Origin of the sequence: Streptomyces sp. L7, assembly GCF_050990935.1 — a bacterium.
Lineage (GTDB): Bacteria > Actinomycetota > Actinomycetes > Actinomycetales > Microbacteriaceae > Leifsonia.
Genome location: NZ_CP194644.1, coordinates 2137335 through 2149755 on the forward strand (window position 1 = coordinate 2137335; position 12421 = coordinate 2149755).

Annotated in this window: 10 protein-coding genes and 1 pseudogene; 5 read left to right on the forward strand and 6 right to left on the reverse strand. The window is 73.3% G+C overall.

Going from position 1 to position 12421, the window contains the following annotated elements:
- Positions 1-67 precede the first annotated feature (67 nt).
- Together ACR5MH_RS10705 and ACR5MH_RS10710 are read right to left on the reverse strand one after the other, a co-directional pair.
- Positions 68-1447, reverse strand: a complete 1380-nt coding sequence (locus tag ACR5MH_RS10705; RefSeq protein ID WP_431347187.1) for a flavin monoamine oxidase family protein — start codon at positions 1445-1447, stop codon at positions 68-70.
- Between the two features lie 84 nt (positions 1448-1531).
- Positions 1532-2710, reverse strand: a complete 1179-nt coding sequence (locus ACR5MH_RS10710; RefSeq protein ID WP_433861742.1) for a hypothetical protein — start codon at positions 2708-2710, stop codon at positions 1532-1534.
- A 234-nt stretch (positions 2711-2944) separates the two neighbouring features.
- On the opposite strand from ACR5MH_RS10710, the gene ACR5MH_RS10715 reads away from it, so the two are divergent.
- Positions 2945-3397, forward strand: coding sequence for a hypothetical protein (locus tag ACR5MH_RS10715; RefSeq protein ID WP_431347190.1), 453 nt, complete (start codon positions 2945-2947; stop codon positions 3395-3397).
- On the forward strand, positions 3394-5553 hold the full coding sequence (locus ACR5MH_RS10720) for a bifunctional polysaccharide deacetylase/glycosyltransferase family 2 protein (RefSeq protein WP_431347191.1): 2160 nt from the start codon (positions 3394-3396) through the stop codon (positions 5551-5553). Before ACR5MH_RS10715 ends, ACR5MH_RS10720 begins: the two co-directional genes overlap by 4 nt.
- Here ACR5MH_RS10720 and ACR5MH_RS10725 read toward each other — a convergent pair.
- The 3 genes from ACR5MH_RS10725 to ACR5MH_RS10735 form a co-directional block, all read right to left on the reverse strand.
- Positions 5531-7834, reverse strand: a complete 2304-nt coding sequence (locus ACR5MH_RS10725) for an FUSC family protein (RefSeq protein ID WP_431347192.1) — start codon at positions 7832-7834, stop codon at positions 5531-5533. The genes ACR5MH_RS10720 and ACR5MH_RS10725 overlap by 23 nt on opposite strands.
- A gap of 63 nt (positions 7835-7897) precedes the next feature.
- A complete protein-coding gene (locus ACR5MH_RS10730; RefSeq protein WP_431347193.1) occupies positions 7898-8485 on the reverse strand; it encodes a hypothetical protein in 588 nt (195 codons plus the stop codon).
- A 172-nt stretch (positions 8486-8657) separates the two neighbouring features.
- Positions 8658-9239, reverse strand: coding sequence for an RNA polymerase sigma factor (locus ACR5MH_RS10735; protein WP_431347194.1), 582 nt, complete (start codon positions 9237-9239; stop codon positions 8658-8660).
- 594 nt (positions 9240-9833) lie between these two features.
- On the opposite strand from ACR5MH_RS10735, the gene ACR5MH_RS10740 reads away from it, so the two are divergent.
- The 3 genes and pseudogenes from ACR5MH_RS10740 to ACR5MH_RS10750 form a co-directional block, all read left to right on the forward strand.
- Complete coding sequence (locus tag ACR5MH_RS10740) at positions 9834-10268, forward strand: SRPBCC family protein (protein WP_431347195.1); 435 nt, start codon at positions 9834-9836, stop codon at positions 10266-10268.
- 16 nt (positions 10269-10284) lie between these two features.
- Entirely contained in the window at positions 10285-11364 is a 1080-nt protein-coding gene (locus ACR5MH_RS10745) for a PrsW family intramembrane metalloprotease (protein WP_431347196.1), read from the forward strand.
- Positions 11365-11405: 41 nt separating this feature from the next.
- Positions 11406-11528, forward strand: a pseudogene (locus ACR5MH_RS10750) (sigma factor); the annotation flags it as partial.
- Between the two features lie 30 nt (positions 11529-11558).
- Here the strand turns inward: ACR5MH_RS10750 and ACR5MH_RS10755 are convergent.
- On the reverse strand, positions 11559-12398 hold the full coding sequence (locus tag ACR5MH_RS10755) for an isocitrate lyase/PEP mutase family protein (RefSeq protein ID WP_431347197.1): 840 nt from the start codon (positions 12396-12398) through the stop codon (positions 11559-11561).
- Between the last annotated feature and the right edge of the window lie 23 nt (positions 12399-12421).

Here is a 12421-nt window from a genome sequence, read left to right on the forward strand (position 1 = left end):
GTGGTGCGCGCGGCCATCCACGACTGGCCGCGCGCGGTCTGGGGGGCTCCGAGCAGCCCGTCGCCGGCTAGCTCCCGGCGGGCTGCAGCGCGGCCACGATCGCCGCAGCGGTGTCGCGGCCGACGCGGATCGCGCCGTCCACGTGCTGGTAGCCCTTGCCCGCCAGGTCGCTGCAGGAGAAGTGGATAGGGCCGACCGGCGTGCGGAGGTCGGCGCCGTAGCGGGCCAGGCCGCCCATGTCGAAGCTGGCGGCATAGGCGCCGCGCGTCCACTCCTCGCTGCCCCAGTCGCTCTCGTAGTACACGACCGGGCTCAGCGCCTGCACGCCGTAGTAGTGCGACAGCGACTCGAGGATGCGCGCCTTGCGCTCCTCGGGGCTCAGCCGGAAGACGTCGTCTGCGGACTCGTCGGAGACGAAGCCGACCAGGGTGCCGCGGGGGTCGCCGTCGTAGCTGTTGTCGTACGCCTCGTGCACGAGCTCGTACGGGCTGAAGGCCGTGCCGCTGTAGCCGAGGTCGCGCCAGAACGGCGTCTCGTAGACGGCGTGCACCTTGATGACGAACCCCATCGAGAGGTGCTGGTGCAGCTGCTGCTGGCGGCGCGGCAGCGGCGGGTCGTAGGAGATCCGGCTGATGAGCACGGGCGGCACGGCCAGGATCGCGAACCGGGCGTGCACCTCCAGGTCGTCGGTGATCGCGGTGACGCCGGAGCCCGTGCCCTCGGCGTCCCAGCGCAGGGTGCGCACCGGTGCGTTCAGGTGGACATCGTCGCCCAGTCGCTCGGCGAGCAGCAGCGGCACCTGCTGGAGGCCGCCCTTCACCCGTTTGTCGAGGATGAAGTCGGCGTCGACCAGGTTGCTGAAGCTGCCGGCGCTGGCTGCCATGAGCAGGGCCTGGAGCGCCGAGAAGGCGTGCGCCGGCTTGGTGAGCATGGCGCCCGCGATGAACATGCCGATGTTGAGGCGCGCCTCCTCGTCGTCGGTCTGCGTCTCCAGCCAGCGGCGGAACGAGATCTCGTCCAGCTCCTTGGCCTGCGGGTGCTCCCACGGCCGGTCGGGGTCGATCTCGGCGACGAGGGCGTCGAGCCGCTCGATCAGGCCGACGATCTCCTGTTCGGTCGCCGGGGCGACGGGGAAGATCTCGCCCTCGAAGGTGCGGCGGGCGCCGTTCTCTCCGAGGTAGATGTTGATGCCCTCGCGGTAGCGGGAGTAGGTCTCCAGTCCCAGCTCCTCCAGGGTGCCGATCAGGGCGTCCTGGTCGGGCGAGACCCACTGGCCGCCGATCTCCAGCGTCGCGCCGTCGATGTCGTTCGTCCAGAGCCGGCCGCCCACGCGGTCGCGGGCCTCCAGCACGGCGACGCTCAGGCCGGCCTTCGTCAGTTCCGTCGCGGCCGTGAGGCCGGAGGCTCCAGCGCCGACGATGACGACGTCACGTTCGATGCTGTTCATGGCTATCACTCCTCCATCGGGGTTCACGAGGATGCTAGGCGGGCACGGAACGCCTCATCCTGTACACGGTGTCGAAGAGCCGAGTCACCCCTCGACGACGTGTACGTTCTGCTGCTCGGTGCGCGGCTCCGCCGTCGCGGCGCCGGTCACCCGCAGGTAGACGATGAGCCAGCCGAAGACCAGGACGCCCGCCACAAGCTCCGCGGCCGTGAGCACGTAGTAGCCGACGGCGAACAGCACCAGAACGGCCACGATCGTGGCGAAGAAGACGTACCCGAGCACGAAGAACGCCTGCGGCGCGGCCGGCAGCGCGCCGCGCACCCAGAAGACGACGAGCGCGAAGACGACGACCATGCCGACCGCCGACACATTGTGCAGGAGGATCGAGATGTTCAGCGTGAAGATGCCGACGCAGGCCAGCAGCACGCCGATCAGGATGAGTCCCACGCGGACGCGCAGCACCGCCGAGTGCCGCTGCGGGTCCGCGATTCCGCGGGCGTCAGTGGCGTAGCGCGCGATCGCGGTCACGATCACGCCCGTCACGATGAGCGTGAGGTTGAAGGTGAGCGAGGAGACGCTCTGCGACATCCCGAGGGCGCTCAGATGCTTCATCCACCAGTGCGGGTCGGGGGCGCTGAGCATCGAGGCGAGGATGCCGACGACCGCGAACGCCGCGAGCACGGTGGAGAGTCGCATCAGGTCCATCCCGGCGGCCGAGAGGAACACGGCGTAGGCGGTCACCCCGGTCGCGGCCCCCGCGAGCACGGTCGCCGACAGGAAGTAGACCGTGGCGTCCTGGAAACCGTCGGCGAGCACTGCGCCGAGCACCAGCCAGCCGAGCAACGCAAGGATGCCGTGGGCCAGCGCGATCGCGAACGTGTCGAAGATGTCGACGCCCGCGGTGGAGCTCACGGGCAACGCGGAGCGATACCGCGACCCCGGCGCCGAGGGAGCCTGCGACCGAGGTTCCCGCGCGTTCTCCCGGGAGCCGGCCGTCTGGAACGGGGTCAGGCCCTCGCGCCGCCAGAGCCGCCCTGCGACGTAGGCGAGGAAGGCGATCACCCCCGCCGCGATCGCGACGAACTGGCCGACCGAGTTCGGCCCCGCGATCGGGAGGGTGTGCCCCCAGAACAGGAGCAGCGCCACGACGCCGGCGAGCACGAACGCGACCGCGCCGACCACGATGCCGGCCCCCTCGACGGTGAGCCGCGCGGGCGCGCTGAGGCCGCCGAACGTCGGCCGGACCCGGTCCTTGGCGCTCATCCCGATCACCTTCCGCACTCCCGCGCGACCCGACCGGTCGACGTCGCGCACAATGTAACGCCGCACGTGCGCGCTCGGCTACACGCGCCTTACCACTGCGACATTCGCGCCGAATGCGGGGTATCGCGGCGCGATTCGCGACATTCGTGCCGAATCGCGACGCTGAGCGACGTCTCAGCGCATGTCCCCCGAATGGAGGTCGCGCGGAGGCGTCGTCGCCTAGAATTCTCGATCGTGGCGGGCCGTGACATGACCAGAGCGCACCGTCGGCATCGGGCCGACGGTCCGGTCTTCGTCGACCCGTCCGGCCGTCGGCTGCGCCGCGTCCGGGTGATCGGGATCGCCGTCCTCGGCGCCATCGGACTCTACGTGGGGCTGGTGCTGACGGTCTTCGCGGGAGGACCTCAGCTCGGGCTGCCGTCGTTGCCGTTCGTCGCCTCCGCCCCTCAGGCGGCCGCGCACCGCGCCGCGCCGACGTCCGCGCCCGGTCCGGCTCCGGTGCCGTCAGCGACCCCCGCTCCGCCGCCGGGCCAGGAGCCGGCCGTCGCCGTGGCACCGGCAACGCCTCCCGCCACGTCCGCTCCGCCGCCGAGCACGTCCGCCTCCTCGCCGTCTCCGTCCCCGTCGCCGACCGGCCCTGGCAAGAGCGCGACCGCTCCCGGCCAGTCCAAGAAGCCGCACCCGTGACCCGCCGCGCCTCCGCCCGGGCGCACTGGGTCGTGCTGGCGGCGGTCCTCCTCGCGCTGTCGGTCGCCCTGCTCGTCCAGGGCTACACCCAGCACCTCGCCGGGATCGGGGACGACGCGGCCGTCGCCGGCGGCTCGGCCGCCCACGTGCCCGCGAGCGTGGGCCACGGCGGCCCCGTCATCGACCCGCGCGGCGCGACGCCGCGCACCGGAGGCCCGCGCGCACGCACCGTCGCGCTCACCTTCGACGACGGTCCCGACCCGCGCTGGACTCCGCAGATCCTCGCGGTGCTGCGCGCGCACCACGCGCACGCCACGTTCTTCATGGTCGGGACGGCGGCCATCGCGCATCCCGAGCTCGTCCGCGCAGTGGCCGCAGCGGGCGACGAGGTCGGCGTCCACACCCTCACACACCTGGACTTGAGCAGCGCCCCGGCGTGGCGGCAGCGCCTGGAGCTGCAAGGCGCCCAGCAGGCGATCGTCGACGCGACGGGCCGGACGACCTCCCTCCTGCGCCCGCCGTACAGTTCCGAGAACGCCGCCGTCACGGACGGGATGTGGTCCGCGATCCGGTCCGCGGGGAACGACGGTTACCTCACGGTGCTGTCCACGAGGGACGGCGAGGATTGGCGGCGCCCGGGCGTCGCAGCGATCGAGCGCGCGATCGTGCCCACCGACGGGTCCGGTCAGGTCGTCCTGCTTCACGACGGCGGCGGCGACCGCAGCGAGACCGTCCGGGCGCTGGACGCGGCCCTGACGCGGCTCGACGCCGAGGGCTACACCGTCACGACCGTCGGCGACGCGGTCGGTCTCGGGCGGACGGCGGCCGAGGCCACGCCGGCCGACAAGATCACGGCCGGGATGACCGTCTGGGGCATCCGGCTGAGCGGCCTGGCGGTGAACGCGATCACCGTCGCGCTGGTCGTGAGCGGCGTCGTCATGGTGCTCCGCGCTCTGCTGGTCATGCTCACCGCCGTCCGCCATCGCAGGCTCAACCGGGGCCGGCACGGCGCGACGGCGCCCGTCCTCCCGGAGGTGACCGAGCCGGTGAGCGTGATCGTGCCCGCATACAACGAGGCGGCCGGGATCGAGGCCGCCGTGCGGTCGATCGTCGCGTCCACGCATCCGGTGGAGGTGATCGTCGTCGACGACGGCTCCACAGACGGCACCGCCGACATCGTCGAATCCCTCGGCCTGCCGGTCACGGTCATCCGGCAGGCCAACGCCGGCAAACCGGCCGCGTTGAACACCGGCCTGCGCGTCGCGCGACACGACATCGTCGTGATGGTCGACGGCGACACCGTCTTCGAGCCAGGCACGGTTCATGCGCTCGTCCAGCCGTTCGCGGACCCGGCCGTCGGCGCGGTCTCCGGGAACACGAAGATCGTCAACCGGGAGGGCATCCTCGGCGCCTGGCAGCACATCGAGTACGTCGTCGGGTTCAACCTCGACCGCCGGCTCTTCGACCTCGCCGAGTGCATGCCGACCGTGCCGGGCGCGATCGGCGCGTTCCGGGCGTCGGCCCTGCGCGGCGTCGGCGGCGTCAGCGAGGACACGCTCGCCGAGGACACCGACCTCACGATGGCCCTCTGCCGCGACGGCTGGCGGGTCGTGTACCGCGATTCCGCGCGCGCCTGGACCGAAGCGCCGGCGTCGCTCGGCGCGCTGTGGCGGCAGCGCTACCGCTGGTGCTACGGAACAATCCAGGCGATGTGGAAGCACCGCGGCGCCCTGGTCCAGGGCGGCCAGGCCGGCAAGCTCGGTCGGCGGGGGCTGGTCTACCTGCTCCTGCTCCAGGTGCTGCTGCCGCTCTTCGCCCCGGTCGTCGACCTCTTCGCGATCTACGGCCTGATCTTCCTCGACCCGGTGCGGATCGTCGCACTGTGGCTGGCCTTCCTCGCGCTGCAGTTCGGGATGGCGTGCTACGCCTTCCGGATCGACAAAGAGCCGCTGAAGCCGCTGTGGACGCTGCCCTTGCAGCAGGTGGTCTACCGGCAGCTCATGTACCTGGTCGTCATCCAGTCGGTGGTCACGGCGGCCGCCGGGCTGCACCTGCGCTGGCACCGGATGGAGCGCTACGGCTCGCTGAGCGTGCCGGGCGGGGACGTGGCACGGTCCGCTGCGGCCGGGCCCGTCACCGAGACCGTCGGGAGCTGACCAAGTCGTCGCCCAGTGCGTCCACCGGTCCGACGATCACCGACTCCAGGCGGCGCACGATGTCGAGATAGTCGCCCGTCCAGTAGATCCGGACGGCCTGCGCGACGATGTGGCCGGTGCTGTCGCCGAGGTCGTCCGCCACGACGTCCGCCAGCCGGCGTCGGTCCTCCGGATCCGCCGGCACCGGCGCGGGAAGCGGCTCCCGTGCGACCAGGCTGGACGCCAGCTCCTCGTACCAGCCGTCGAGCCGGGCGAGGGAGTCCTCCAGGGACCGGCGGGCGTCCTCCCGATGCCGTCCTCGATCCCCGGCTCCGGCGGTCTCCTGCCGGCGCCAGAGGTCGAGGATGGCGTCGCTCGCCAGCCGGACGCCGGCGACACCGCCGACCGACGCCGACACCTCGGCGAGCGGACGCTGCTTGCTCCCGCGCTCGCCCAGGTAGGTGCGGAAGGCGTCGTCCAGCTGGCGCGCGGCGGCGGCCGCCCGGAGTGCCTGCTGCCGGGGTTCGGGGTGCTCGGCCGCGCTCGCCTCGCAGCGTCCGAGCCCGAAGGCGACCGCCGCGGCGAGGTAGCGCACGCTCTCCCGGTACGCCTCGGCCAGCGCCCGCCGCAGCGAGGCGGCCGCTCCCCGCGGCCAGAACAGGAGCCCGACGACCAGGCTGACGGCGCAGCCGAGCGCGATGTCCTCGATGCGGATCAGGCCGACCGTCCAGCCGGACGGCGCGATGAGGTTGAACAGAAGCACCAGCAGGATGGTGAACGCCGCCTGCCCCGCGGCGAACGAGATCGCGGCGGGCGCGACGCCCGCCACCAGGATGGCGAACGGGAGCAGTACCCAGATCACGACGCGGTTGTCGCCGATGGCGAGCATGGCTACCGCGCCGAGGAGCACCCCGACCGCGGTGCCGACCACGCCGCGCAGCACGGTCTGGCCCGTGCTGAGGGCGTTGGAGCGGAGCACGGAGAGCGTGCCGAGGACGACCCAGAACGAGTGCTGCACGCCGGTGAGGTTGGCGAGCAGCACCGCGAGCCCGAGCGCGATCGCACCACGGATGCTGTTGCGCAGCCACACCGAGTTCCAGCCGATGAACCCGCTCGCGCGCTCGGCCGCGGCGGCGACCGGTCCGGCCAGGTCGCCGGGCTGGCGCCCCAGCAGGCGCTGCCACCAGCTCCGCCGCTCCGCCCGCGCCGTGAGCGCGATGTTCCCGGCCACGGTCTCGACCGCCTGGGCGAGCTCCTGCGCGCGGAAGCCCGGGTCGAGCGCGGTCACGACCTCGGCGGCGCCGCGGCGACCGCCGTCGGGGTCGGGTCCCGCCGGCAGCGCCATCGTGGCGGCCTCCACACCGTTGCGCGCCTCCACCAGGAGGGTGAGCGCGGCGTCCAGGGCTGCAGGGTCGCCGCTGTGCTGCGCGAGGAGGGTCGCGCCCTCCTCCAGCACCGCCGCCGACGTGCTCTTCACCTCGAACGCGGCGATGTGGACAGGGCCCGGGGTGGCGGCTGTGATCGTGACGTGGTCGAACTGGGCGATCACGGAGTTCAGCCAGTTGAGCTCGTCCACCAGGCGCACGATGGTCCGCGCGGACGTGCTCAGCCCGGTCGGCCGGTACGGCGTGCGGAGGAACGAGGTGTGCAGGGCGTCGACGGCCGTATCGGCCTCCGCGATGGCCCGGTCGCGCTCGGCCGCGAGGTCGGGGCTGCCGGCGCGGAGCATCGCCGCGGCCTCGGCGCGCAACCGCGCGGCGAGCGCCCGGCAGGCGTCGACCGCGGGCGCGCGCAGCGGCTCCCGCGCCGGCGCGGGCCAGAGCGCGACGATCGCGATGACGGCCACGACGGACGCGATCCCCCAGCCGAGGAGGCGCGGCCCGATCGAGGCGAAGGTCCCGGGGAGGGTGACCGGCAGGATGAACGCCAGCAGCAGGGAGGTGCTCGCCGAGGCCGTGACCGAGCTCACCGAGCCCGAGAAGAGCACGGCGACCGCCACCACGGCCATCGCGACGGCGGACAGCCAGACCGGCCGCGACGCGAGGGTCCCCAGGCAGACGAGGACTGCGCCCGCCACCGCCAGCGCGAGCTGGGCCTGCACCCGGTCGACGAGCGGCCCGCTGAAGTCGACGAGCAGCAGCATCGCGAACGAGCCGAACGCCGCGAAGGTGGCGACCTGACCGTCGTGGAGGACGAGGCTGCCGAACGCGAACAGCAACGGCATGACGATCGCCGCACGGCCGGCACGGCGCAGCGCGGCGAAGTCGGGGTCGTGCCGCCTCAGCCAGTCCGCCGCGCGCATCCGCCCTCCTCGCTCGTCACCGGACACCCTAGCCCGGTCCGCGCCGCCCACGGAGGTACCGGATCAGCGGCCGGTGCCCTGGCCCCCGGAACCCGACGAGCCGTCCTGGGTGACCGGTGGACTGTCCGCAGACGGCCCGGGCGACGGTGCCGGCTGGAAGCGCGCCGGGGCCTTCTTCTGCGTCGACGACGCGCCGGACTCTCCCTGGTCGCCGCCCTCGCCCGTGCTCCGGTTGCTGCTCGTGCCCGATTCGCCGGTGGTCGAGCCCTCGCCGCCCGGGGCCGGCCTGCCGGTCTGCGCCGCTTCACCGTTCGCGGCTTCAGGGGAGGACGCCTTCTGCTCGCCGGCGTCCTTCTGCGTGCTCGACGGCGGGGAGACCGGGCCGCCCGGGGCGTCGCCGGCCTCGGCGGTCCCGGAGCCGGTCGCCGGGCCCTGGTGGCCCCCTCCGGTCTTCGGCGGCTCCCTTCCGTGGTCCTGCGACGCCGGCTTCGGGTGCGCGGGGGCCCGACGAGCTTCGCCAGGCTCGAGAAGGCGTCGCCGACGACCGTGTGGAACGCGGGACTCGCCGCAGCGGCGGCGGACGTCCCTCCGGCCAGCGCCGCGGCCAGGAGCACGATCGTGGTCGTCCGCGTACCGCGGCTGGCGAACCACGACGAGCGGGCCGGGCGGCGGCCGGACATCAGCCGCACCACGTCCCGCGAGGGCGTGGGCGGCTCGTCGGCCGTGGTCGCCGCGAGCTCGCCGAGCAGGGCGGTGAGTGCGGGGTCGTCTTCCAGACCGGCCTCTGACAGGAGGCGCAGCACCGGGTCGTCGGCATTCGCGGTCATCGCACCTCCTCCCGTTCCCGGCCCGAATCCGAGGCGGCCTCGACCAGCGCGGCCGCATCGTCGCCGCCCGCGACCTCACGGCGCAGCGCGAGCAGTGCCCGGCGCTGGAGCTGCTTGATCGCGCCGGGGCTGCGGCCCATGATCCGGGCGACCTCCTCGATGGTGAGCTCGGCCAGGATGCGGAGCGCGATGACATCGCGGTACTCGGGGGTGAGTCGGTTCAGAAGTTCGGCGACGCCGGTGTCCCCGTGCACGACGTCGTCCTCGGCGGACGGCGTGCTGCGGGTGTCGGTGAGCGGGTCGTAGGCGACGGCGACCGGGACGCGGGAGCGCCGCCGGTGGTGGTCGACCACCCGGGCGTGCGCGATGGTGAAGAGGAGGGCGCGGAGGCCGTCCATCCCTCCGGAGAGCGACTCCAGCCGCGGGTAGAGGGCGACGAAGACATCCTGCGTCACGGCCTCCGGATCGTCGACGCCCTGAGAGCGGAGGTAGGCCAGCAGCGACGCCGCGTGGGTGCGGTAGGCGTCGGTGAACAGCGCGGCGGTACCGCCGGTGTCGCGGTGCGCGTGATCCTTCACGGGCCGGGCCTCACGCGGCCACTCTAGCGGGATCAGCCACTCCGACGGGAGGAGACCGGGTCCGGCACGAAGTGTGATGCCACGCAGCGCGATGCCACCATCACCACCGCCGGCCGCGAGAACCCGAACCCGCGGCAGGCGGTGGTCCATCGTCTACGCCTTCCGCGGGCCCGCCGGCGCCCCGGCCGGGCCGGTCGGGATCCGCGCGCCCCGGGGGTCGGCGCTGCGGTTCCTTCCGGCCCGGCCGGGACTTCCGCGAAGCGGACGCCGGCCGGAGCGGTGACACGGGGACGATGGGCGGCGGACTTCACGGGGACGACCGAAGTCGCACAGCACGCCGCGATGGCACCCGTCCCCGGCGCCGGCTTCGCGGGGGCGGCGAAGACGGCGAAGGTGGGGACGGGGGTCGAGAGGGGCATCCGGGTCCTTCCTGGCATCCGGGACGAACGCGGGGCAGTGCCCCGGAAGGCAGACGCCCTCGGTGACTTAATCGCAGGGAGGCCGGAAAGGTTACGCGCGAGCGGAAGATTTTCCGCGCGAGCCATAATCTGGGCAGCACACGCCGTCGACGGGACGGCGCAGCGAAGGAGCATCATGGCGCACGCAGAGGGCACCATCACCATCGACCGGCCCGCGGCGGAGGTGTACGCGTTCCTGGCCGACGGCAGGAACAACCCGCGCTGGCGCGACGGGGTGAAGGAGATCTCGCTGCGCAGCGGGTCGTCCGGCGAGCAGGGCGCCGTGTACGCGCAGACGCTCACCGGGCCGGGCGGACGGCCGATCGCGGGCGACTACAGGATCACGTCCGCCGTCCCAGGCCAGGAGCTGCGATTCGAGGTCATCACGGGGCCGGCGCGCCCCGAGGGCGTCTACACGCTCACCGCGGACGGGACAGGGACGCGCGTGCTGTTCGCCCTCGACTACACCCCGACCGGGCTGAAGAGGCTGATGAACGGGATGATCGAGAAGACCATGACGGCCGAGGTCGGGCAGCTTCCGAAGCTCAAAGCGGCGATCGAGGGTCGCTGATACCTATCCTGATCGGATGAGCGTCCTGCCCCCTCCGCCGCCGCCCGGCTGGTATCCCGACCCGACCCCCGCGCCGACGTACCGGTGGTGGAGCGGCGGCTCGTGGACGGGGTACACGTGGCCGAGCGGGGCGCAGGCCGCGACCGCACCGGGGGTGGGCGGCGTACAGGCGGTCTCCACCACCTCCACCACCTCCTCGCGCCGCACCAAGTGGCTGGGCCGCTGGGGCGGCTGGCTGATCGTCGCGGGCAGCGCCGCGGTGTGGCTGTGGCTGTTCGGCCTCAGCCTCCTCTTCTCGGCCCTCTCCCCGCACGCGCACGACGGCACGCCGCCGGTGCTCTCGCCGTACCTGCTGGTCACCGGCAGCGCCACCGCGGCCGCCGCGATCTTCTACACGATGGCCTACAAGCTGCGGCCGGAGGACCGGCTCAGCGTCCCGCGCCTCGTCACGGTCGCCCTGCTCGGCGGCGCCGTCGCGACCCTGCTGGTGCTGCCCGTCGAGGGCCTCATCGACCTCGCGGCCGGCGGGACCTCGCTGCATCCCAGCCTCGCCGTGCTCGCCTGCGCCGGTCTGGTGGAGGAGCTGGTCAAGATGCTCTGCGCCGTGCTGCTCTGCCTGCGGCTGCCGGTGAAGAACGCCCGGGTCGGGCTGTTCGTCGGCGGGGCGGTGGGCCTCGGCTTCAGCGTGGTCGAGAACCTCGGCTACCTGCAGCAGTCGTTCGCGCTCGGGCAGGCCGACGGCGCGGGGATCGGGCTCTTCCTCACCACGACGGCAGCCCGTCAGCTGAGCGGACCGTTCCTGCACCCGGTCTTCTCCGCGCTGCTCGGCGCGGCGGTGTTCGGGGCTGCGCGGGACGGACGGTTCCGGATCACGTTCGGCGTCGTGGCCGCGTACCTCGGCGTCGCCGCGGCGCACGGGCTGTTCGACGCGCTGCAGTGGACGGCGACCGTACGCGTCCTCGGCCCGGCGACCGGGATCGTCGTGGTGCTGCTCTCGCTGCTGTTCGCGGCGGCGAGCGGGCTCACCTGGCTGTACGTCGTGCGGCGCGTCCGGAGCAGGGACGCCGTCGACCGCCCCTCTAGGATCGACGCCTGACGGCATTCGACGAGGCGGAGCTGAGCGGCCTCCGGCGTGCGCTGACGTCCTTCTGCTGCCAGCCTCTCGGGTCGCCGTTCGGGGCGGAGGACACGATGCAGGACGCCCTGGAGCGAAGCTGGCGCGCCCGCGACTCCTTCGACCCGGCCAAGGTGTCGCTCCCCACCTGGTGCTACGGGGTGAGGGGCGGCGCGCTACCCGCGGTGGCGCGCGGCGCTGGAGGGCCGGTCGGTGTCGGCATCCGCGCGCTGAGCGAACGCGATGAGCCGCTGCTGCGACTCGGCGTACGAGGTCGCGACCGGCACATCCCGTCCGTCGCGCACCGCCTCCGCGGCGTCCACCGCCGCGTCGATCGCCACCCGGTACGGCAGCGAGCCGGTGCTGACCCGGCGGACGCCGAGCACCTGGAGGTCGTCCAGCCCGAGGCCGGGCACGACCAGGACGTTCAGCGGCAGCGGGATCGCCGCGGCGAGCCGCTCGATGGTCGCCGGATCGGTGACGCCGGGGACGAAGATCCCGTCGGCGCCCGCGTCCGCGTACGCCGCGGCACGGGTCGCGGCGGCCTCCACCGTGTCGTCCTGATGGAACCAGTACGAGTCGACGCGCGCGTTGACGAACACGCCGGGGGCTTCCCGCTTGACGGCCGCGATCTTGGCCGCGGGGAGCGCCGGGTCGACGAGGTGGCCATCCGCGGAGTCCTCCAGGTTCACCCCGACCACGCCCTCCTCCGCGAGCGCCGCGACGAAGGCGGCCACCTCCTCCGGATCGTCGCTGTAACCGTCTTCGACGTCGGCGGTGACGAAGACGTCGAGGCTGGCGATCCGGTGGACGAGCGCGACCGTGTCGTCCCGGCTGGCGCTGCCGGCGTCGGGCCGGCCGGCGGACGCGTTCACGCCGAAGCTGGTGGTGCCGACCGCGGGGAAGCCGGCGGCGGCGAAGGCGATGGCGGAGCCGGCGTCCCACGCGTTCGGCAGCAGGAGCGGCTGGTCGCCGTGGTGCAGGTCGCGGAACGCGGCAAGGTCACGGAAGGTCATGGGTGGGGCTCCCCTCGTTGGGT

Coding starts and splice junctions, on each gene's coding strand:
- ACR5MH_RS10705 (WP_431347187.1), bottom strand. CDS start 1,447: ATGAACAGCATCGAACGTGACGTCGTCATCGTCGGCGCTGGAGCCTCC.
- ACR5MH_RS10710 (WP_433861742.1), bottom strand. CDS start 2,710: ATGAGCGCCAAGGACCGGGTCCGGCCGACGTTCGGCGGCCTCAGCGCG.
- ACR5MH_RS10725 (WP_431347192.1), bottom strand. CDS start 7,834: ATGCGCGCGGCGGACTGGCTGAGGCGGCACGACCCCGACTTCGCCGCG.
- ACR5MH_RS10740 (WP_431347195.1), top strand. CDS start 9,834: ATGGCGCACGCAGAGGGCACCATCACCATCGACCGGCCCGCGGCGGAG.
- ACR5MH_RS10745 (WP_431347196.1), top strand. CDS start 10,285: ATGAGCGTCCTGCCCCCTCCGCCGCCGCCCGGCTGGTATCCCGACCCG.
- ACR5MH_RS10755 (WP_431347197.1), bottom strand. CDS start 12,398: ATGACCTTCCGTGACCTTGCCGCGTTCCGCGACCTGCACCACGGCGAC.